Here is a 19,896-nt window from a genome sequence, read left to right as displayed (position 1 = left end):
GAGTGTCCCTGATCGCTTCAGACCACTTCCGTATCGTTGTCGGCCTCGGCAAGAGCGGCATGTCCCTGGTTCGCTTCCTGGCGAACCGGGGCACGTCGTTTGCCGTGGCCGATACGCGGGAAAATCCACCGGAGCTGGTCACGCTGCGCCGTGACTACCCGCACGTGGAAGTGCGTTGTGGCGAGCTGGATGTCGAGTTTCTGTGCCGTGCCGATGAGCTCTACGTGAGCCCCGGTCTGGCCCTGGCGACCCCGGCCCTGCAAGCGGCGGCGGCCCGTGGTGTGAAGTTGTCCGGCGATATCGAGCTGTTCGCGCGTAACGCGAAGGCGCCGATCGTGGCCATCAGCGGTTCCAACGCCAAAAGCACCGTCACCACCCTGGTGGGCGAGATGGCAGCTGCGGCTGGCAAGCGTGTGGCCGTAGGCGGCAACCTCGGCACGCCGGCGCTGGACCTGCTCAGCGACGACGTCGAGCTGTACGTGATGGAGCTGTCGAGCTTCCAGCTGGAAACCACCGACCAGCTCAACGCCGAAGTGGCCACCGTGCTCAACGTCAGCGAAGACCACATGGACCGCTACAGTGGCCTGCCGGCCTATCACCTGGCCAAGCACCGGATCTTCCGTGGTGCGCGGCAAGTGGTGGTGAACCGTCAGGATGCCCTGAGCCGTCCGCTGATCGGCGAAGGTCTGCCGTGCTGGACCTTCGGCCTGAACAAACCCGACTTCAAGGCGTTCGGTCTTCGGGAAGAGAACGGCGAGAAATACCTGGCCTTCGAATTCCAGAACCTGATGCCGGTGCGTGAACTGAAAATCCGTGGTGCGCACAACCAGGCGAATGCCCTGGCGGCGCTGGCACTCGGTCACGCGGTGGGCTTGCCATTCGACGCAATGCTCTCGGCCCTGCGCACATTCGCCGGGCTTGAGCATCGCTGCCAGTGGGTTCGCGACCTCGACGGCGTCGGCTATTACAACGATTCCAAGGCCACCAACGTCGGTGCGGCACTGGCTGCCATCGAAGGTTTGGGGGCCGACATTCAAGGCAAGGTCGTGCTGATCGCCGGTGGCGACGGCAAGGGTGCCGACTTCAAGGACCTTAAAGGCCCGGTCGCTGCCCACTGCCGCGCCGTGGTGTTGATGGGCCGCGATTCCGGCTTGATCGCCGATGCCCTGGGCGACGCCGTACCGCAGGTGCGCGCGCAGTCCCTGGACGATGCCATCGCCCAATCCAAAGCCTTGGCTCAGCCGGGCGATGTGGTGCTGCTGTCGCCTGCCTGCGCGAGTTTCGACATGTTCAAGAACTACGAAGAGCGCGGCCAGCTGTTCGCCCGCGCCGTGGAGGCCTTGGCATGAGTATCAATTTCCGCAACATCATCAAGCCGTACCCGTCGCCGATCATTACCGGGCGCGGTATCGACCTGGATTTCCCGATGCTTGCCGGTTGCCTCGCGCTGCTGGGTCTTGGCCTGGTAATGATTACCTCGGCGTCCTCGGAAGTGGCCGCCGTGCAGTCTGGCAACACCCTGTACATGATGATCCGTCACCTGGTGTACCTGGTGATCGGTCTCGGTGCGTGCATCGTCACCATGATGATCCCGATTGCCACTTGGCAGCGCCTGGGTTGGCTGATGCTGGTGGGCGCGTTCGGCCTGTTGATCATGGTGATCCTGCCCGGCATCGGGCGTGAGGTGAACGGTTCGATGCGCTGGATCGGCTTCGGTGCGTTCAACGTGCAGCCGTCGGAAATCGCCAAGGTGTTCGTGGTGATCTACCTCGCCGGTTACCTGGTGCGGCGCCAGAAAGAAGTACGCGAAAGCTGGATGGGCTTCTTCAAGCCGTTCATCGTGCTGTTGCCGATGGCCGGCCTGTTGCTGATGGAGCCGGACTTCGGTGCCACCGTCGTAATGATGGGGGCGGCGGCGGCGATGCTGTTCCTCGGTGGCGTGGGCCTGTTCCGCTTCACCTTGATGGTGGTGCTGGCGGTGGCCGCTGTGACGATTCTGGTGCAGGCGCAACCCTACCGGATGGCGCGTCTGATTACCTTTACCGACCCATGGTCCGATCAATTCGGTTCCGGCTACCAGCTGACCCAGGCGTTGATCGCCTTCGGTCGCGGCGAGTGGCTGGGCGTGGGCCTGGGCAACAGCGTGCAGAAGCAGTTCTACCTGCCGGAAGCCCACACCGACTTCGTGTTCTCGGTACTCGCCGAAGAGCTGGGCGTCGTCGGTTCGTTGTGCACCGTCGCGCTGTTCGTATTCGTGTGTGTACGCGGCATGTACATCGGCCTGTGGGCCGAGAAAGCCAAACAGTATTTCGCCGCTTACGTGGCGTACGGCTTGTCGTTCCTGTGGATCGGCCAGTTTCTGATCAATATCGGGGTGAACGTCGGCTTGCTGCCGACCAAGGGCCTGACCTTGCCGTTCCTCAGTTACGGCGGCAGTTCGTTGGTGATTTGCTGCGCCTGTCTCGGCTTATTGCTGCGCATCGAGTGGGAGAGTCGAACCCACCTGGGCAGCGAAGAGATGGAGTTCAGCGAAAGCGACTTCGCCGAGGAGCCGAACCATGGGCGCTAACGTGCTGATCATGGCAGGCGGCACCGGTGGCCACGTGTTCCCGGCGCTGGCCTGTGCCCGCGAGTTCCAGAACCGCGGCTACAGCGTGCATTGGCTCGGCACGCCGCGCGGCATCGAAAATGATCTGGTACCGAATGCCGGCTTGCCACTGCATTTGATCAACGTCACCGGCCTGCGTGGCAAGGGCAAATTGTCCCTGCTCAAGGCGCCGTTCGTGTTGCTCAAGGCGGTGTGGCAGGCGCGCAAGGTTATCCGTGAAGTGAAGCCGGTATGCGTGCTGGGCTTTGGCGGTTACGTGACCGGCCCTGGCGGTGTCGCGGCAAAACTCGCCGGTGTGCCGGTGATCGTCCATGAGCAGAACGCCGTGGCCGGCACCGCCAATCGCCTGTTGGTGCCTTTGGCCGCCCGGGTGTGCGAGGCCTTCCCGAAGACCTTTGGTGCCGCGGACAAACTGCGCACCACCGGCAACCCGGTGCGTACCGAGCTGTTCATGGACATTGCCCGCCAGCCGTTGGCCGGTCGCAAGGCGCACCTGTTGATACTGGGCGGAAGCCTGGGCGCCGAACCCTTGAACAAATTGCTGCCTGAAGCGGTGTCGCAACTCCCTGAGGAACTGCGCCCGGAGATCTTCCATCAGGCCGGCAAGAACCACGATGAAGTGACCGCTACGCGCTACCGCGAAGCGGGTGTGGAGGCGAATGTGCAGCCCTTCATCAAAGACATGGCCCAAGCCTATGGCTGGGCCGACCTGGTGGTCTGTCGCGCAGGTGCGTTGACCGTCAGTGAACTGGCTGCCGCCGGTCTGCCGTCGTTGCTGGTGCCTTTGCCCCACGCGATCGACGATCACCAGACCCGCAACGCCGAATATTTGGCCGGGGAGGGCGCTGCCTTCCTGCTGCCGCAAAGAACGACTGGCGCCGCCGATTTGGCCGCACGCCTGACCGAGGTTTTGATGCAACCGGAACGACTGAACAGCATGGCGAGCACCGCAAGCCGCCTGGCCAAACCTGACGCAACCCGCACCGTGGTCGATATCTGCCTGGAGGTGGCCCATGGTTGAGAATCAGAAAGCCATGCCACAACCGGAAATGCGCCGCATCCGTCGCATCCACTTCGTCGGTATCGGTGGCGTGGGCATGTGCGGGATCGCCGAAGTGTTGCTGAACCTGGGTTATCAGGTGTCCGGCTCCGACCTGAAAATGTCGCCAGTCACCGAGCGCCTGGAATCGTTTGGCGCGAAAATCTTTATCGGCCACCGCGCTGAGAACGCCGCCGAAGCCGATGTGCTGGTGGTCTCCAGTGCCGTGAACACCTCCAACCCGGAAGTGGCCACAGCCCTTGAGCGCCGCATTCCCGTGGTGCCGCGCGCCGAGATGCTGGCCGAACTGATGCGCTACCGCCACGGCATTGCCGTCGCCGGTACCCATGGCAAGACCACCACCACCAGCCTGATCGCCTCGGTGTTCGCCGCCGGTGGCCTGGACCCGACGTTCGTGATCGGTGGCCGCCTGAATGCAGCCGGCACCAATGCACAGCTCGGTACCAGCCGCTACCTGATCGCCGAAGCCGATGAAAGCGACGCCAGCTTCCTGCACCTGCAACCGCTGGTGGCCGTGGTGACCAACATCGACGCCGACCACATGGCGACCTACGACGGTGACTTCAACAAACTGAAGAAAACCTTCGTCGAGTTCCTGCACAACCTGCCGTTCTACGGTCTGGCCGTGGTGTGCCTGGACGATCCGGTGGTGCGTGAAATCCTGCCGCTGGTGAAGCGTCCGACCGTGACCTACGGCTTCAGCGAAGACTGCGACGTGCGTGCAATCAATGTGCGCCAGCAGGGCATGCAGACCTTCTTCACCGTGCTGCGTCCTGACCGCGAGCCGCTGGATGTCTCGGTGAACATGCCGGGCAACCACAACGTACTCAACTCCCTGGCGACCATCTGCATCGCCTCTGACGAAGGCGTCAGCGATGAAGCCATCGTCGAAGGCCTGTCGGGTTTTGCCGGCGTAGGTCGTCGCTTCCAGGTGTACGGCGAACTGCCGGTGGACGGCGGCAACGTGATGCTGGTGGACGACTACGGTCACCACCCGACCGAAGTCGCGGCGGTGATCAAGGCCGTACGCGGTGGCTGGCCGGAACGCCGTCTGGTGATGGTGTACCAGCCGCACCGCTACAGCCGTACCCGCGACCTGTACGACGACTTCGTCAATGTACTGGCGGATGCCAACGTGTTGCTGCTGATGGAAGTCTACCCGGCCGGTGAAGAGCCGATCCCGGGCGCCGACAGCCGCAAGCTGTGCAACAGCATCCGTCAACGCGGCCAGCTGGACCCGATCTACATCGAACGCGGTGTGGACCTCGCGCCAATCGTCAAGCCGCTGCTGCGTGCCGGCGACATCCTGCTGTGCCAGGGTGCCGGTGACATCGGCGGCCTCGCCCCTAAATTGCTGGCAAGCCCGCTGTTTGCCGCTGCACAGGGGAAGTCGAAATGACCACTGACTACGGCTCGCTGTTCTCCACCATCCAACCTGCCGACTTCGGCCGCGTCGCGGTGCTGTTCGGTGGCAAAAGTGCTGAGCGTGAAGTGTCGCTGAAGTCCGGCAACGCCGTACTGGAAGCGCTGCAAAGCGCCGGTGTGAACGCGTTCGGCATCGACGTGGGCGATGACTTCCTGTCGCGCCTGCAGGCCGAAAAGATCGACCGCGCCTTCGTCATTCTTCACGGCCGTGGCGGTGAAGACGGCAGCATGCAGGGCCTGCTGGAGTGCCTGGGCATTCCGTACACCGGCAGCGGGATCCTCGCTTCGGCACTGGCCATGGACAAGTTGCGCACCAAGCAGGTGTGGCACAGCCTGGGTATTCCGACCCCGCGTCACAGCGTGCTGTGCAGCGAAGACGATTGTATTTCTGCAGCCAAGGAACTGGGCCTGCCTTTGATCGTCAAACCAGCCCATGAAGGCTCCAGTATCGGCATGGCTAAAGTGAACTCAGCCGCCGAATTGATTGACGCATGGAAAGCGGCCAGTACCTACGATTCGCAAGTGTTGGTGGAACAGTGGATTCAAGGTCCCGAGTTCACCATCGCTACGCTGCGTGGCCAGGTATTGCCGCCTATCGCATTGGGCACGCCCCACACCTTTTATGACTACGACGCCAAGTACGTGGCTTCCGATACTCAGTACCGGATCCCGTGTGGCCTCGACGCAACCAAGGAACAGGAATTGATGGACCTCACGGCGAAAGCCTGTGAGGCGCTGGGTATCGCCGGTTGGGCGCGGGCAGACGTGATGCAGGATGACCAAGGGAATTTCTGGTTCCTTGAAGTCAACACCGCACCCGGGATGACCGATCACAGCCTGGTACCTATGGCCGCTCGTGCAGCCGGTTTGGATTTCCAGCAGTTGGTGCTGGCGATCCTGGCAGCAAGCATTGAGCCTCGAGGCTAAGACCATGAACGGCGCATCGCTTCGTCATCAGCAACCCGCTCCCGGCCGCAAGCCGGTGCCGCGTGGTGCCAGCCGAATGGTGGCTAAAGAGCCGATGTCGGCGCGCATGCCGAAAGCCAACTTTGGTTTTCTGAAGGCTTTGTTCTGGCCGGTGATCCTGGTGGCGTTGGGGTTTGGTACGTACGAAGGCGCCCAGCGTCTGTTGCCGTATGCCGACCGGCCGATCACCAAGATCAGTGTGCAGGGCGATTTGAGCTACATCAGCCAGCAAGCCGTGCAGCAGCGAATCGCCCCGTTTGTGGCGTCGAGCTTCTTCACCATCGACCTGGCAGGCATGCGTTCCGAGCTGGAACAGATGCCATGGATTGCCCACGCCGAAGTTCGTCGCGTGTGGCCGGATCAGGTAACGATCCGCCTGGAAGAACAACTGCCTGTGGCCCGTTGGGGCGATGGACAGTTGTTGAACAACCAGGGCCAGGCGTTTGCACCTCGCGAAGTGGCGAATTACGAGCACCTGCCGCAGTTGTTCGGGCCGCAGCGGGCGCAGCAGCAAGTGATGCAGCAGTACCAGGCGTTGAGCCAGATGCTGCGGCCGTTGGGCTTCTCGATTGCGCGACTGGAATTGCGTGAGCGGGGGAGCTGGTTTTTGACCACGGGTGCAGGCAGTTCCGGCCCGGGCATCGAGTTGTTGCTGGGACGCGGCAACCTGGTGGAAAAGATGCGCCGTTTTATCGCCATCTATGAAAAGACCTTGAAAGAACAGATTACGAACATTGCGAGCATCGACCTGCGTTACGCCAACGGCCTTGCCGTCGGCTGGCGGGCCCCTGCGGCGCCCACGGCAGCGCAACCTGCTGTCGCGAAGAATTAAGAAGAGGCAGGACCCATGGCAAACGTGCAAAGCGGCAAAATGATCGTCGGTCTGGATATCGGCACCTCCAAAGTGGTGGCGCTGGTAGGCGAGGTCGCGGACGACGGCACGCTGGAAATCGTCGGAATCGGCACGCATCCGTCCCGGGGCCTGAAGAAGGGCGTGGTGGTGAATATTGAATCCACCGTGCAATCGATCCAGCGCGCCATCGAAGAAGCGCAGCTGATGGCCGGTTGCCGGATTCACTCGGCATTCGTCGGTGTTGCCGGCAACCACATCCGCAGCCTGAACTCCCACGGCATCGTGGCGATCCGCGACCGCGAAGTCAGCTCGGCTGACCTGGAGCGGGTACTCGACGCAGCGCAAGCCGTGGCGATCCCGGCTGACCAGCGCGTGCTGCACACGCTGCCGCAGGACTACGTGATCGACAACCAGGAAGGTGTTCGCGAGCCTTTGGGCATGTCGGGCGTCCGTCTGGAAGCCAAGGTTCACGTCGTGACCTGCGCCGTCAACGCTGCACAGAACATTGAAAAATGCGTGCGCCGCTGCGGCCTGGAAATCGACGACATCATTCTCGAGCAGTTGGCTTCGGCTTACTCGGTACTGACCGACGACGAAAAAGAACTGGGCGTGTGCCTGGTGGACATCGGCGGCGGCACCACGGACATCGCGATCTTCACCGAGGGTGCGATCCGTCACACCGCCGTGATCCCGATTGCCGGTGACCAGGTGACCAACGACATCGCCATGGCGTTGCGCACCCCGACCCAGTACGCCGAAGAAATCAAGATCCGTTACGCCTGCGCCCTGGCCAAGCTGGCCGGTGCAGGTGAAACCATCAAGGTGCCGAGCGTGGGCGACCGTCCACCGCGCGAACTGTCGCGCCAGGCGTTGGCCGAAGTGGTTGAACCGCGCTACGACGAACTGTTCACCCTGATCCAGGCTGAACTGCGCCGCAGCGGCTACGAAGATTTGATCCCGGCCGGCATCGTGCTGACCGGTGGTACCTCGAAGATGGAAGGCGCGGTCGAACTGGCCGAGGAAATCTTCCACATGCCGGTCCGCCTGGGCGTGCCTCATGGCGTGAAAGGCCTGGGCGACGTGGTGCGCAACCCGATTTATTCCACCGGTGTGGGCTTGCTGTTGTACGGGCTGCAAAAGCAGACCGACGGCATTTCCCTGTCGGGCCCGAGCAACCGCGACAGCTACAGAAGCGACGACGAAGCGAAAGCACCGTTGTTCGAGCGGTTGCAGGCTTGGGTGAAAGGCAATTTCTAAAGATTTACCGCAACACCGTTTCAAGTAGTAGGCGAAAAAACTAGAGAAATGAAAGGAGAGGGAAAATGTTCGAACTCGTAGACAACATCCCCGCAAGCCCGGTCATCAAAGTGATCGGCGTCGGCGGTGGCGGCGGCAACGCTGTCAACCACATGGTCAAGAGCAACATTGAAGGCGTTGAATTCATCTGCGCCAACACTGACGCCCAGGCCCTCAAAAGCATCGGTGCACGCACCATCCTGCAATTGGGCACAGCCGTGACCAAGGGCCTGGGTGCCGGCGCGAACCCGGAAGTCGGCCGTCAAGCCGCTCTGGAAGACCGCGAGCGCATTGCTGAAGTGCTGCAAGGCACCAACATGGTGTTCATCACCACAGGCATGGGCGGTGGTACCGGTACCGGTGCTGCGCCGATCATTGCCGAAGTGGCCAAGGAAATGGGGATCCTGACGGTTGCCGTCGTGACCCGTCCGTTCCCGTTCGAAGGTCGCAAGCGCATGCAGATCGCCGATGAAGGCATCCGTCTGCTGTCCGAAAGCGTCGACTCGTTGATCACCATTCCCAACGAGAAGCTGCTGACCATCCTCGGTAAGGACGCCAGCCTGCTGTCGGCTTTCGCCAAGGCTGACGATGTACTGGCCGGTGCCGTTCGCGGTATCTCCGACATCATCAAGCGTCCGGGCATGATCAACGTCGACTTTGCCGACGTACGTACCGTGATGAGCGAAATGGGCATGGCGATGATGGGCACTGGCTGCGCCAGCGGTCCGAACCGTGCACGCGAAGCTACCGAAGCGGCTATCCGCAACCCGTTGCTGGAAGATGTGAACCTGCAAGGTGCACGCGGCATCCTGGTGAACATCACCGCCGGTCCTGACCTGTCCCTGGGTGAGTACTCCGACGTGGGTAGCATCATCGAAGCCTTCGCTTCCGAGCACGCCATGGTCAAGGTCGGTACGGTTATCGATCCGGACATGCGCGACGAACTGCACGTGACCGTTGTTGCTACCGGCCTGGGTGCAAAAATCGAGAAGCCTGTAAAGGTCATCGACAATACCGTCCATACCAGCCACGCCAGCCAGCAAGCTGCCGCTCCAGCGCCTGCGCGCCAGGAACTGCCGTCTGTGAACTATCGTGACCTGGATCGTCCGACCGTGATGCGCAACCAGGCTCAGGCCGGTGCTGCTGCATCCCGTAGCCCGAATCCGCAAGATGACCTGGACTACCTGGACATCCCGGCTTTCCTGCGTCGTCAGGCCGATTAATGGAATGTATCAGGGCTATGAAGGTGATTGGTGTTCAGCAAAGGTCTGGTCTGCTATTATCGCCAGCCTTTGTTGATACCAGTTCGCAATTTGCGCTGAAGCGGTCCAAGCCATGATTAAACAACGCACCCTGAAGAATATTATCCGTGCCACAGGTGTAGGTCTGCACTCCGGGGAGAAGGTATACCTGACCCTCAAGCCCGCACCTGTCGACACCGGCATCGTGTTTGTTCGTGCCGACCTGGACCCTGTGGTGCAGATTCCTGCTCGCGCGGAAAATGTTGGCGAAACCACGATGTCGACCACGTTGGTCAACGGTGACGTCAAAGTGGACACGGTGGAGCACTTGCTCTCGGCCATGGCCGGTCTGGGCATCGATAACGCCTACGTCGAGCTCTCCGCGTCCGAAGTCCCAATCATGGATGGCAGCGCCGGACCCTTCGTATTCTTGATTCAATCTGCCGGCCTGGAAGAACAGGACGCAGCCAAGAAGTTCATTCGCATTCTGCGGGAAGTGACAGTAGAAGACGGCGACAAGCGCGCCACCTTCGTCCCGTTCGAAGGCTTTAAAGTGAGCTTTGAGATCGATTTCGATCACCCGGTATTCCGTGACCGCACACAAAGTGCAAGCGTGGATTTTTCCAGCACTTCGTTCGTAAAAGAAGTCAGCCGCGCCCGTACCTTTGGTTTCATGAGTGACATCGAGTACCTGCGCAAGCACAACCTCGCACTCGGCGGCAGCGTTGAAAACGCCATTGTGGTCGACGCGGATGGTGTACTGAACGAAGACGGCCTTCGCTATGAAGACGAATTTGTGAAGCACAAGATCCTCGATGCAATCGGTGACCTCTACCTGCTGGGCAATAGCCTGATAGGCGAGTTCAAAGGCTTCAAGTCGGGCCACGCCCTTAACAACCAGCTGCTGCGCAAGTTGATTGAGCAGACAGATGCTTGGGAAGTCGTGACCTTCGAAGATGCCAGCACCGCACCGATCTCTTACATGCGTCCCGTCGCGGCGGTGTAAGTAACAACTCTCTTTCCTTTTGTTTTTAAAGGCTGCCTTCGGGTGGCCTTTTTTTATGCCTGATCGTTCCCTACGTTCTGCGTGGGAACGCCTCCTGTGACGCTCCGCGTCACGGCTTTAACGCGCAGGCATCAACAACGCGATTACGCCCGGTATGCTTGGCCTCATACAGCGCCTGGTCGGCGTTGAGCAGTAATTCCTCCAGCGTGGTGCGGCTGTTTTTGGTCCAGGTACTGAGGCCAATGCTGACGGTAATCGGCACCGTATCCCCGCCCACCCGCGGCAGGTGTTCGACACTGCTGCGGATATGTTCAGCAATCACCAGCGCCCCCTGGCTGTCGGTATGTGGCAGCACCACCGCAAATTCCTCGCCGCCATATCGGGCCGCGAGATCGGCAGGGCGGCGGATATTGCCCTCGATCACCTGCGCCACCGTACGCAATGCCTCGTCGCCACCTTGATGGCCATGTCGGTCGTTGAACGCCTTGAAGTGGTCCACATCAATCATCAGCACCGTCAACGGTTCGGCTGAACGCTGGGCACGGTCCCATTCCAGGCGCAGGCGCTGGTCCAGGGTGCGGCGGTTGGCCAGGCCGGTGAGCGCATCGGTGGCTGCCAGTTCTGACAGCACCTGCTCGGCGCGGTGGCGCCTGCGCAGTTCCATGCAAAGCATCCCGGTCAGCCACAGCAGGCCAATGCACAAAACCCCGGTGGCCCCGCTGATCAATAGCGCCGCACGCTGCCAGGGTGCGAATATGTCATCCGTGGACAGGCCCACCACGACGATCAGCGGTAAATTCCCCACCGTGGAGAAGGTATAGAGGCGGTTCTCCTCATCCACACTGGACGTGCCACGAAAGTTGCCATCGCGCTCTTTCAGTATGCGCGCGACGTTGGGGCGTTGGCTGAGGTCCTTGTCGATCATGTCCCGTTCCAGCAACGGCTGTTGGGCCAGCAGGATGCCTTGCTGGTTGATCAGGTTGATGGTGCTGTCGTTGCCGATATTCAGGCTGCGGAACAGTTGCTGGAAATACGACAGGCGCATGGAGGCCACGGCCACCCCGAGGAATCGCCCGTCGGGTCCGGAGACCCTGCGGCTGAATGCGATGCGCCATTGGTCGTCACACACGCAGCGCGCCATGAAGGGCCGGCTGATGAACAGGCCCAGGTCGGGATTCTGCCGGTGGGCCTGAAAGTAATCACGGTCGGCGAAGTTGGCAGCCTTGGGCGTCAGCAGCGAGGAGTCGGCAATCACCTCGCCGTTCTTGTCCAGCAGCAGGATGTCACCCTTGTACGGCGCCGCTTCCGATCGATCAAACAGCACCAGGTGGCGGATGCTGGCCGATACTCCGGCCAAATCACTGCGTTCGGTGGCCGCGATCAGGCCTTTGATCGACAAGTCGTACAGCTCGACGTTGCGCAGCACGTCGGCATCGATCAGTTGGGTGATGTTATTGGCCGTGCGCTGGGCCGCCTGCAAGGTGTTGGCGTGCTCGCGGGTCAGCAACACCGCGACTACCAACATGATCAGCAGCACCGTGACGCAACTGCCGATGATCAGCAGCAGCTCCGGACGGTGGGTCGGGCGGGGCGGGCGGGTGGTGCTTGGGCTCATCGGGCGTACTTCTGCTTCGAGGATGCCCTTAGCGTAGTTGCTGATAACGGCTCATGTGGTCTGGCTGTGAACCGTGCGGTTGCGCCCGGAGTGCTTGGCGTCATACAGCGCCCGGTCGGCACTCAGCAGCAGCTCTTCCAGTGAACCACGGCGGCGTTTGTCCCAGGTACTGAGGCCGATGCTGACAGTGATCGACAACGCGTCTCCGTCCGCTGGTGGCAAGTGCTCCACCGCGCTGCGGATATGCTCGGCGATGATGCTCGCACCGTCGATGTCGGTATCCGGCAGGATCACCGCGAACTCTTCGCCGCCGTAACGGGCCGCCAGGTCGGCGGGGCGACGAATATTGCTGCCGATGACCCGGGCGACGTTGCGCAGCGCCTCATCACCGCCTTGGTGGCCGTGGCGGTCGTTGAAGGCCTTGAAGTGGTCGACGTCGATCATCAGCAAGGCCAGCGGCTCGCCCGAGCGTTGTGCGCGCTCCCATTCCAGGCGCAGGCGCTGGTCGAGGGTGCGGCGGTTGGCCAAGCCGGTGAGGGCGTCGGTGGCCGCCAGTTCCGACAACACCTTCTCGGCGCGATAGCGGCGGCGCAGTTCCCGGCGCAGCATCCAGGTCAGCCACAGCAGGCCTATACACAGCACACCGGTGGCGCCACTGATCAGCACGGTGGCACGTCTCCAGGCGGCAAACACGTCATCGTTGGACAGCGCCACCACCACAATCAGCGGCAGCGCACCGACGCTGGTGAAGGTGTACAGCCGTTGCTTGCCACTGATGGAGGAGAGACCGCTGAAACTGCCGCTGCCTTCGCGCAGCATTCTTTTGAAGTTTGGCCGCATGCTCAGGTCTTTGTTGATCATGTCGCTTTCGAGCAGAGGCTGCTGGGCCAGCAGAATGCCGTCGTTGTTCAGCAGGTTGATGCTGCTGCCGCTGCCGATGGTCAGGCTATTGAACAGCTGGTCGAAATACGCCAGGCGCATGGTCGCCACCGCCACACCGGCAAACTCGCCATTGGGCCCGGGCACCCGACGGCTGAACGCAATACGCCAGACCTGATCGCACTCGCAACGAATCTTGAAGGGCCGGCTGATGAACAAGCCCGCGTTGGGGTTCTGCTGGTGGATCTGGAAATAGTCGCGATTGGCGAAATTGCGTGACGTGGGCGTCAGCGTGGAGGAGTCGGCGGTGACCGCGCCGGCCTTGTCCAGCAGCAGGACCTCGCCTTTGAAAGGGGCGGCCGTGGACTGGTCGAACTGCACCATATGCAGGATGTCGGCCGAGACCTGGGGTAAGTCGTGGCGGGTGGTCGCGACAATCAGGCCGTTCAGGGCCAGGTCGTAGAGTTCGACGTTGCGTAACACATCGGCGTTGATTAACTGGGTGATATTGGTGGTGGAGCGCTGGGCCGTCAGCAGGGCGCTGTTGTGTTCGCGAGTCAGCAGTACGGCAACGATGATCACGATCAGGATGACGGTAAGGCCGCTGCCCAGAATCAGCAGAAGCTCCGGGCGTGCAGGCGGGGTGAAGGTGCGGCGTTGACTCATGGGACTGACTTCGGCACTCGAGATACTGGCAGTTTAGTTCCATGTTGTGAAAAATAAGTCGTCGCCGCTAAAAGAATGCCTGAAGGTTAAAAAACGTCGATCGGGTAGTCGACGATCACCCGGTATTCATCCACGTCCCGGTCCACTGCCGCGTAGCCATTGCCGCCGCGATTGGTTGCCCACTGCAGGCGTACGGCCAGGTCCTTGGCCTTGCCGCCTTGCACCACGTACTTGAGGTCGATGTCCCGTTCCCAGTGCTTGGCGTTCTTGCCGTCGGCGCTGTACCAGGATGAGTAGCCACGGCTGTCCGGGTCGACGGTGGTCAGGTCGGTCTTGCCGCTGATGTACGACACCGCCGAGGTCAGGCCAGGCAGGCCCAGCCCGATGAAGTCATAGGCGTACTTGAGCTTCCACGAGCGTTCGTTGGGGCCGTTGAAGTCCGAGTATTGCTGGGAGTTATCCAGGTAGATGCTGTCACCCTGGCTGATGTAGTCGAACGGTGTGTTGCCGTTGACCCGCTGGTAGGCGGCGGTGACGCTGTGATTGCCTACGCCGACGGTGAAATGCAGGCTGTAGGTGTTGTTGTCGATGTTACCCAGCAGGGCTTTGCCGGTGTCCTGGGTGTGATAGTAGTGCAGACCCGGGTTCAAACTGACCAGTTCGTTCAGTTGCCAGGTGTAGTCCAGGTCGTAGTAGTACTGGTTCCAGATGTCCTTGAGTTCGGACGCGTACAGGTTGCTGGTCAGCCCCGGCAGGCCGCTGAAGGACACACCGGCCCAGTCCAGGTGCTGGCTGTCTTCACCGTTGGGCAAGGCGCCGTAGCTGGTGCCGATGCGCCGGTGGCCACTCTGGTTGTAGAGCTTGGTGAAGCTGGCCTGGCCGCCTTCGAACATCCAGCCGTCCAGGCTGTGGTTGGTCAGGCTCACGCCGCGGAAGGTCTGGGGCAGCATGCGGGTCATGCCGCCGGCAATTACCGGGTTGTTGAGGAACAGGTCGCCGGCTTTCAGCTCGGTGTCGAAGGCACGCATTTTCAGGGTCGCGCCAGCGGTGGAGAACGAGCCAGGCGCTTTACCGTTGCCGGAGCTCACCGGCAGGATGCTGGAACCGTCGGTGCCGCCACCGCCGTCGAGCTTGAGACCGAGCATGGCGTTGGCGTCCAGGCCAAAGCCGACGGTGCCTGGGGTGTAGCCGGATTCGAAAATGCCGATGATGCCCTGGCCCCATTCCTTGCTGTCATCGATGTGAATGTCGCGACGGTCGCGGTTCATGTAGTAGTTGCGGGTGTTGATCTTGAAGCTGGAACCTTCGACGAATCCGTCGGTGGTCGGGGTGTCTGCCGCGTGGGCAAGGGGAACGATCGTTGCAGCAATCGCGAGGAATAACGGGGTGAACGTCAGCGAGGTTTTCACCGGTGGAGCTCCTTTGGGTCAATCGAAACCGGCCAGTGTTGTTGGGGTTCCTGGCCTTTTTTCAGCGCAAAAAAAAGCCGCTGAACTCAGCGGCTTTAAGACAGATTCCCAGTGTAGAGCCCTGGAAATAAGTCGAGGGAAATCGGGGGAGAGCGGGTCGGTCTTAACCGCTGCGCTCATCGATGCGACAAATTAGCGCAGGTGAGCGATGCGATACAGAGTGTAACAAGATAATGACTGTTGCCCAAATCGCAACAGTCTGGCTTTGCGGGTGTGGGGCGTCCTGACAACCCCTACCCAAGAATGTTAGCGTGCTTGCCATTCCCACGTAGTCGATGAGCCCGCCTTCCATGAAAAAGACTGTCCTCGCCTTCAGCCGCGTCACCCCGGAAATGATCGAACGCCTGCAACAGGATTTCGATGTCATCGCGCCTAACCCAAAGCTGGGCGACATCAATGCCCAGTTCAACGAGGCTTTGCCGCACGCCCACGGGCTGATCGGCGTAGGCCGCAAGCTGGGCCGTGCGCAACTGGAAGGCGCGAGCAAACTGGAAGTGGTTTCCAGCGTGTCGGTGGGCTACGACAACTACGACCTGGCGTACTTCAATGAGCGCGGGATCATGCTTACCAACACTCCGGACGTGCTCACCGAAAGCACCGCCGACCTGGCGTTTGCCCTGCTGATGAGCAGCGCCCGCCGCGTCGCCGAACTGGACGCCTGGACCAAGGCCGGGCAGTGGAAAGCCAGCGTCGGAGCGCCGTTGTTTGGCTGTGATGTACACGGCAAGACCCTGGGCATTGTCGGCATGGGCAACATCGGCGCGGCCATCGCCCGTCGGGGTCGCCTGGGTTTCAATATGCCGATTCTGTACAGCGGCAACAGCCGCAAGACCGAACTGGAACAGGAACTCGGCGCGCAATTTCGCAGCCTCGACCAGTTGCTGGCCGAAGCCGACTTCGTCTGCCTGGTGGTGCCGCTGAGTGAGAAAACCCGCCACCTGATCAGCCATCGCGAGCTGGGGTTGATGAAGTCCAGTGCGATCCTGGTGAACATTTCCCGTGGCCCGGTGGTGGATGAGCCGGCGCTGATCGAGGCCCTGCAAAACCAGGCCATCCGTGGCGCCGGCCTGGATGTGTATGAGCAGGAGCCGCTGTCCGAGTCGCCGCTGTTCCAGCTGAGCAATGCCGTGACCCTGCCGCACATCGGCTCGGCCACCAACGAGACCCGCGAAGCCATGGCCAACCGTGCCCTGGAAAACCTGCGCAGTGCGCTGTTGGGCCAGCGTCCGCAGGATTTGGTGAACCCGCAGGTGTGGAAGGGCTGACGACTGCTTGTTGTAGGAGCGAGCTTGCTCGCGAAAAGCGTCAACGAGAAAGCGGGCAGCCTGGATAAACACAGCGCCCTCAGGTTCTTCGCGAGCAAGCTCGCTCCTACAGTTTTTCGCGTGCAAGTCGATAACGGTCTATAGATCGTCATCCCTGATCCACAGAAGGTTTTTATGTCCACCACCAAAGCCCGCGCAGACTCACTCTCGCTTCTGCTCTTTACCTTGCGCAGCGGCAAGCTGATGGCGATCAACCTGTTGAAAGTCAGTGAAATCATTCCCTGCCCGCCGCTGACCAAGCTGCCGGAGTCGCACCCCCACGTCAAAGGCATCGCCACCTTGCGCGGCGCCGCCTTGTCGGTGATCGACCTGAGTCGGGCGCTGGGGGAAATGCCCCTGCAAGACCCCGATGGCGGCTGCCTGATCGTCACCGATGTCAGCCGTTCCAAGCAGGGTCTGCATGTGCAGGCGGTAAGCAAGATCGTGCACTGCCTGACCACCGACATTCGCCCGCCGCCGTTTGGCTCGGGCGGCACGCGTTCGTTTATCACCGGTGTGACCCAGGTCGAAGGCGCCCTGGTGCAGGTGCTGGACATCGAAAAAGTCATCCACGGCATCGCCCCGGCGCAGATCGAAGCGGCGCCCACCGACCTGACCATGGAAGAAGCCGAAGTGCTGGGCAATGCCCGAATCCTGGTGGTGGACGACAGCCAGGTGGCCCTGCAGCAATCGGTGCACACCCTGCGCAACCTCGGCCTCACCTGTCACACCGCCCGCAGCGCCAAGGAAGCGATCGACCGCTTGCTGGAGCTGCAAGGTACTGTCGAGCAAATCAACGTGGTGGTCTCGGACATCGAAATGTCCGAAATGGACGGCTACGCCTTCACCCGTACCCTGCGGGAAACCCCGGACTTCCAGGACCTCTATGTGCTGCTGCACACCTCTCTGGACAGTGCAATGAACAGCGAAAAAGCCCGCCTGGCCGGCGCCAATGCGGTGCTCACCAAGTTCTCCTCCCCCGAGCTGACCAAGTGCCTGGTGGTCGCCGCCCAGACCGTTGCACAGCAGGGCCTCTGACCGGTGGGAGAGTATTTCCAGCTGCTGCGTCGCGACCTCACCGGTAGCCTGCCCGCGGCACAATGGCCGGCGGACATCCAGCTGGATCATTACCACGAAGCCATGGCTCCGGCGATTCACGAGGTATTGAGCCTGGCCCAGGAACAAGGCGGCGGACGTGTCGGTTCCCTTGAACATTGGCGTCAGCAGTTCGTTACCGATGCCGAGTTCGATCCAAAACTGTGCCTGGTGGCGAGTAACGCCAGCGGCATCCTGGGTGTGTCCCAATGCTGGACCAGCGCCTACATCAAGAACCTGGCCATTCACCCCTGTGCCCAGGGCATGGGGTTGGGCCGGGCGTTATTGCTGCACACCTTCCAGGTGTTCAAGCAGCGCGGCGAGGCGTTTGTCGACCTCAAGGTGCTGGAATCCAACCTGCGGGCCCGCCGCCTGTATGAAAATGCCGGCATGGTGTTTGTGCTTCGGGACCTTGCCCCCGAAGACTGAGGACGCTGGCGCATAACTTGCTTTGCACAGAGACAGAACGGTGAACAGAGGCAAAAACCCGCCACCGTTCACGAGTGCCTTCTGACCTTGCCTGGTGACAGATCCTCCATGAATACCCACTTTTCCTGCGTCGGTTGCGGCAAATGCTGCACTGACCACCATGTGCCCCTGACCCTCGAAGAAGCCCGCAGTTGGGCGGCTGACGGCGGCAATGTCATCGTGCTGGTGGAGGGTTTCCTGGGCACGGGCCTTGGCCTGCCCGAGTTGCAGCGTGAGCACGCACAACGCCGTTCCGCCATCGTGCCCAGCGGCAATACCGAAGCGTATGTGGCAATCACCTTTGCCGCCTATAACGCCGGGCGCTGCCGGAATCTTGACGAGGACAACCGTTGCCGCATTTACGAGCGGCGGCCGTTGGTGTGCCGCATCTACCCGATGGAGATCAACCCGCACATCCCGCTGAACCCGGGCGCCAAGGACTGCCCGCCGGAATCCTGGGAGCAGGGGCCGGCGCTGATCGTGGGTGGCGAGTTGATGGACAAGGAACTGGCCGAGCTGATCAGCCGGTCACGCCAGGCTGATCGCGACGATATCCAGGCCAAGGAAGCGGTGTGTGGGTTGCTGGGCATCCATACCACGGCGCTCAAGGGCGATGGATTTACCGCGTACTTGCCGGACATGGGCCTGTTTGCCCAGGCGATCGAATTGGCGACCCAAGAGGCGGTGCCGGCCAATGAGTGGGTGTTTCATGTGTCCGGGATGGACATTGCCGAGCAGTTGCTGGATGCCGGCGCCCGGATTGCCACCGAGGTGCCGGCCAACTATGCGTTCATTTCGTTACGGGCGGCTTGAGTGAATGTACACCTGTGGCGAGGGGGACAAGCCCCCTCGCCCCAAAACAGCTCATGCCGCTACTGCCGCCGCTTACTCCAGAACTCCTCCGCCAGCCGCCGCAAGTCATCCGCCAGCCCCGCCACATCCCCTGAGCTGAGCTGGCTCTGCTGACCCGCGTTGACCGTCACTTCCCCGGCATTGCGAATGCCGATGATGTTGCGGTTGATGTCCTCGCTGACCGCGCTTTGCTCTTCCACCGCCGCCGCAATCTGCTGGCTCATGGCGGTAATCTGGGTCACCCGCTGGCTGATCCCGTCCAACGCGGCGGCAGCGCGTTGGGCCTGGTCGACGCTGGCCTCGACATGCTGGCTGCTTTGCGCCATCGCCTGTACCGCATCTCGGGCGCCGCCTTGCAGGGTGCTGATCATGCGCTGAATTTCATTGGTCGACTGCTGCGTACGCTGGGCCAGCCCGCGCACTTCATCAGCGACCACGGCAAACCCGCGTCCCTGTTCTCCGGCCCGTGCGGCTTCAATGGCGGCATTGAGCGCCAGGAGGTTGGTCTGCTCGGCAATCGCCCGGATCACTTCCAGCACCCCGGAAATATCGCCGCTGTGGCTTTCAAGTTGATGGATCACGTCGGTGGCGCGCGCCAGCTCCTGGGATAACCGCAGCACCGCGTCGCGGCTTTCATCCACCCGTTGATGACCTTCCCGGGTCTCGCTGCCGGCCTGGTCAGCGGCCTTGGAGGCTTGCAGCGCATGCTCGGCAACTTGCGCCACGCTGGCGGCCATTTGATTGATCGCGGCGGCGACCTGATCTGTCTGGGACTGTTGGCCGAGACTGCTGGTGTGGCTGCTGTCCAGTTGTTGCACCAGCGCGGCGGCGTGCCCGGACAGGCGTTGCGAGGCATCGCCAATCCGGCCCACCACCGCGCCCACCTGGGCTTCCAGCATCTGCATGGCGAACTCGATGCGCCCGAACTCATCCCCGCGTCCGGTGTAGATCGCCTGGCTCAGCGGGTTGTCGGCAATCAACCGGGCTCGCTGGTTCAACTGTGCGAGGGGCCGCAACAAACCATGCACGCCCATCACCCCTATGGCACAGGTCGCGGTGACCGCCAGCAGTTGCCAGGTCAGTGGATAAGTGG

General features: G+C 61.6%; 16 protein-coding genes and 2 pseudogenes. 14 read left to right on the top strand and 4 right to left on the bottom strand.

Translation table 11 applies throughout. The features are described from left to right. Positions 1 to 2 precede the first annotated feature (2 nt). The 9 genes from murD to lpxC all read left to right on the top strand — a co-directional run bounded on the left by murD (position 3) and on the right by lpxC (position 10,455). Complete coding sequence (gene murD, locus JFU58_RS06610) at positions 3 to 1,349, top strand: UDP-N-acetylmuramoyl-L-alanine--D-glutamate ligase (protein WP_177070285.1); 1,347 nt, start codon at positions 3 to 5, stop codon at positions 1,347 to 1,349. Next, the gene (gene ftsW / locus JFU58_RS06605; RefSeq protein ID WP_063027210.1) at positions 1,346 to 2,569 is read left to right on the top strand and encodes a putative lipid II flippase FtsW; all 1,224 of its coding nucleotides are present in this window, start codon (positions 1,346 to 1,348) and stop codon (positions 2,567 to 2,569) included. Before murD ends, ftsW begins: the two co-directional genes overlap by 4 nt. Further along, entirely contained in the window at positions 2,559 to 3,629 is a 1,071-nt protein-coding gene (murG, locus tag JFU58_RS06600; protein ID WP_201140109.1) for an undecaprenyldiphospho-muramoylpentapeptide beta-N-acetylglucosaminyltransferase, read from the top strand. Before ftsW ends, murG begins: the two co-directional genes overlap by 11 nt. After that, positions 3,622 to 5,067 (top strand): UDP-N-acetylmuramate--L-alanine ligase, encoded by a 1,446-nt coding sequence (gene murC, locus JFU58_RS06595; RefSeq protein ID WP_003216219.1) that lies wholly within the window; start codon positions 3,622 to 3,624, stop codon positions 5,065 to 5,067. Before murG ends, murC begins: the two co-directional genes overlap by 8 nt. Then, on the top strand, positions 5,064 to 6,020 hold the full coding sequence (locus JFU58_RS06590; RefSeq protein ID WP_076014383.1) for a D-alanine--D-alanine ligase: 957 nt from the start codon (positions 5,064 to 5,066) through the stop codon (positions 6,018 to 6,020). The genes murC and JFU58_RS06590 overlap by 4 nt, the downstream gene beginning before the upstream one ends. Before the next feature lie 4 nt (positions 6,021 to 6,024). Continuing rightward, complete coding sequence (locus JFU58_RS06585) at positions 6,025 to 6,891, top strand: cell division protein FtsQ/DivIB (protein ID WP_029615882.1); 867 nt, start codon at positions 6,025 to 6,027, stop codon at positions 6,889 to 6,891. A gap of 15 nt (positions 6,892 to 6,906) precedes the next feature. Further along, entirely contained in the window at positions 6,907 to 8,169 is a 1,263-nt protein-coding gene (ftsA, locus tag JFU58_RS06580; RefSeq protein ID WP_003216224.1) for a cell division protein FtsA, read from the top strand. Positions 8,170 to 8,234: 65 nt separating this feature from the next. Beyond that, positions 8,235 to 9,431, top strand: a complete 1,197-nt coding sequence (ftsZ, locus tag JFU58_RS06575) for a cell division protein FtsZ (RefSeq protein WP_010170471.1) — start codon at positions 8,235 to 8,237, stop codon at positions 9,429 to 9,431. A gap of 112 nt (positions 9,432 to 9,543) precedes the next feature. Next, complete coding sequence (gene lpxC / locus JFU58_RS06570) at positions 9,544 to 10,455, top strand: UDP-3-O-acyl-N-acetylglucosamine deacetylase (protein ID WP_003171886.1); 912 nt, start codon at positions 9,544 to 9,546, stop codon at positions 10,453 to 10,455. A gap of 109 nt (positions 10,456 to 10,564) precedes the next feature. Here the strand turns inward: lpxC and JFU58_RS06565 are convergent, their stop codons facing one another. The 3 genes from JFU58_RS06565 to JFU58_RS06555 all read right to left on the bottom strand — a co-directional run bounded on the left by JFU58_RS06565 (position 10,565) and on the right by JFU58_RS06555 (position 15,024). Next, positions 10,565 to 12,070: a diguanylate cyclase gene (locus JFU58_RS06565; RefSeq protein ID WP_063027214.1), complete on the bottom strand. Its 1,506-nt coding sequence runs from the start codon at positions 12,068 to 12,070 to the stop codon at positions 10,565 to 10,567. A gap of 51 nt (positions 12,071 to 12,121) precedes the next feature. Further along, complete coding sequence (locus tag JFU58_RS06560; RefSeq protein ID WP_201140107.1) at positions 12,122 to 13,615, bottom strand: sensor domain-containing diguanylate cyclase; 1,494 nt, start codon at positions 13,613 to 13,615, stop codon at positions 12,122 to 12,124. Between the two features lie 86 nt (positions 13,616 to 13,701). Next, entirely contained in the window at positions 13,702 to 15,024 is a 1,323-nt protein-coding gene (locus JFU58_RS06555) for an OprD family outer membrane porin (protein WP_201140105.1), read from the bottom strand. A 350-nt stretch (positions 15,025 to 15,374) separates the two neighbouring features. On the opposite strand from JFU58_RS06555, the gene JFU58_RS06550 reads away from it, so the two are divergent. The 5 genes and pseudogenes from JFU58_RS06550 (at position 15,375) to JFU58_RS06535 (ending at position 18,764) form a co-directional block, all read left to right on the top strand. Beyond that, a complete protein-coding gene (locus JFU58_RS06550) occupies positions 15,375 to 16,349 on the top strand; it encodes a 2-hydroxyacid dehydrogenase (RefSeq protein ID WP_177070289.1) in 975 nt (324 codons plus the stop codon). 24 nt (positions 16,350 to 16,373) lie between these two features. After that, positions 16,374 to 16,472, top strand: a pseudogene (locus JFU58_RS32195) (outer membrane lipoprotein carrier protein LolA); the annotation flags it as partial. 51 nt (positions 16,473 to 16,523) lie between these two features. After that, positions 16,524 to 17,426 (top strand): chemotaxis protein CheV, encoded by a 903-nt coding sequence (locus JFU58_RS06545; protein WP_063027220.1) that lies wholly within the window; start codon positions 16,524 to 16,526, stop codon positions 17,424 to 17,426. A 3-nt stretch (positions 17,427 to 17,429) separates the two neighbouring features. After that, the gene (locus JFU58_RS06540; RefSeq protein ID WP_201140103.1) at positions 17,430 to 17,912 is read left to right on the top strand and encodes a GNAT family N-acetyltransferase; all 483 of its coding nucleotides are present in this window, start codon (positions 17,430 to 17,432) and stop codon (positions 17,910 to 17,912) included. A 108-nt stretch (positions 17,913 to 18,020) separates the two neighbouring features. Beyond that, positions 18,021 to 18,764 (top strand): YkgJ family cysteine cluster protein, encoded by a 744-nt coding sequence (locus JFU58_RS06535; protein ID WP_093205294.1) that lies wholly within the window; start codon positions 18,021 to 18,023, stop codon positions 18,762 to 18,764. Between the two features lie 59 nt (positions 18,765 to 18,823). On the opposite strand, the pseudogene JFU58_RS32550 reads toward JFU58_RS06535, so the two are convergent. Further along, a pseudogene (locus JFU58_RS32550) lies at positions 18,824 to 19,816 on the bottom strand (methyl-accepting chemotaxis protein); the annotation flags it as partial. Positions 19,817 to 19,896 lie beyond the last annotated feature (80 nt).

The sequence above is a fragment of the Pseudomonas sp. TH34 genome (assembly GCF_016650865.1).
GTDB lineage: Bacteria > Pseudomonadota > Gammaproteobacteria > Pseudomonadales > Pseudomonadaceae > Aquipseudomonas > Aquipseudomonas yamanorum.
Note: the sequence above shows the minus strand (reverse complement) of the source record. Positions and strands in the feature narration are given on the sequence as shown.

Coding starts and splice junctions, on each gene's coding strand:
- ftsW (WP_063027210.1), top strand. CDS start 1,346: ATGAGTATCAATTTCCGCAACATCATCAAGCCGTACCCGTCGCCGATC.
- murG (WP_201140109.1), top strand. CDS start 2,559: ATGGGCGCTAACGTGCTGATCATGGCAGGCGGCACCGGTGGCCACGTG.
- murC (WP_003216219.1), top strand. CDS start 3,622: ATGGTTGAGAATCAGAAAGCCATGCCACAACCGGAAATGCGCCGCATC.
- JFU58_RS06590 (WP_076014383.1), top strand. CDS start 5,064: ATGACCACTGACTACGGCTCGCTGTTCTCCACCATCCAACCTGCCGAC.
- JFU58_RS06585 (WP_029615882.1), top strand. CDS start 6,025: ATGAACGGCGCATCGCTTCGTCATCAGCAACCCGCTCCCGGCCGCAAG.
- ftsA (WP_003216224.1), top strand. CDS start 6,907: ATGGCAAACGTGCAAAGCGGCAAAATGATCGTCGGTCTGGATATCGGC.
- ftsZ (WP_010170471.1), top strand. CDS start 8,235: ATGTTCGAACTCGTAGACAACATCCCCGCAAGCCCGGTCATCAAAGTG.
- lpxC (WP_003171886.1), top strand. CDS start 9,544: ATGATTAAACAACGCACCCTGAAGAATATTATCCGTGCCACAGGTGTA.
- JFU58_RS06565 (WP_063027214.1), bottom strand. CDS start 12,070: ATGAGCCCAAGCACCACCCGCCCGCCCCGCCCGACCCACCGTCCGGAG.
- JFU58_RS06560 (WP_201140107.1), bottom strand. CDS start 13,615: ATGAGTCAACGCCGCACCTTCACCCCGCCTGCACGCCCGGAGCTTCTG.
- JFU58_RS06550 (WP_177070289.1), top strand. CDS start 15,375: ATGAAAAAGACTGTCCTCGCCTTCAGCCGCGTCACCCCGGAAATGATC.
- JFU58_RS06545 (WP_063027220.1), top strand. CDS start 16,524: ATGTCCACCACCAAAGCCCGCGCAGACTCACTCTCGCTTCTGCTCTTT.
- JFU58_RS06535 (WP_093205294.1), top strand. CDS start 18,021: ATGAATACCCACTTTTCCTGCGTCGGTTGCGGCAAATGCTGCACTGAC.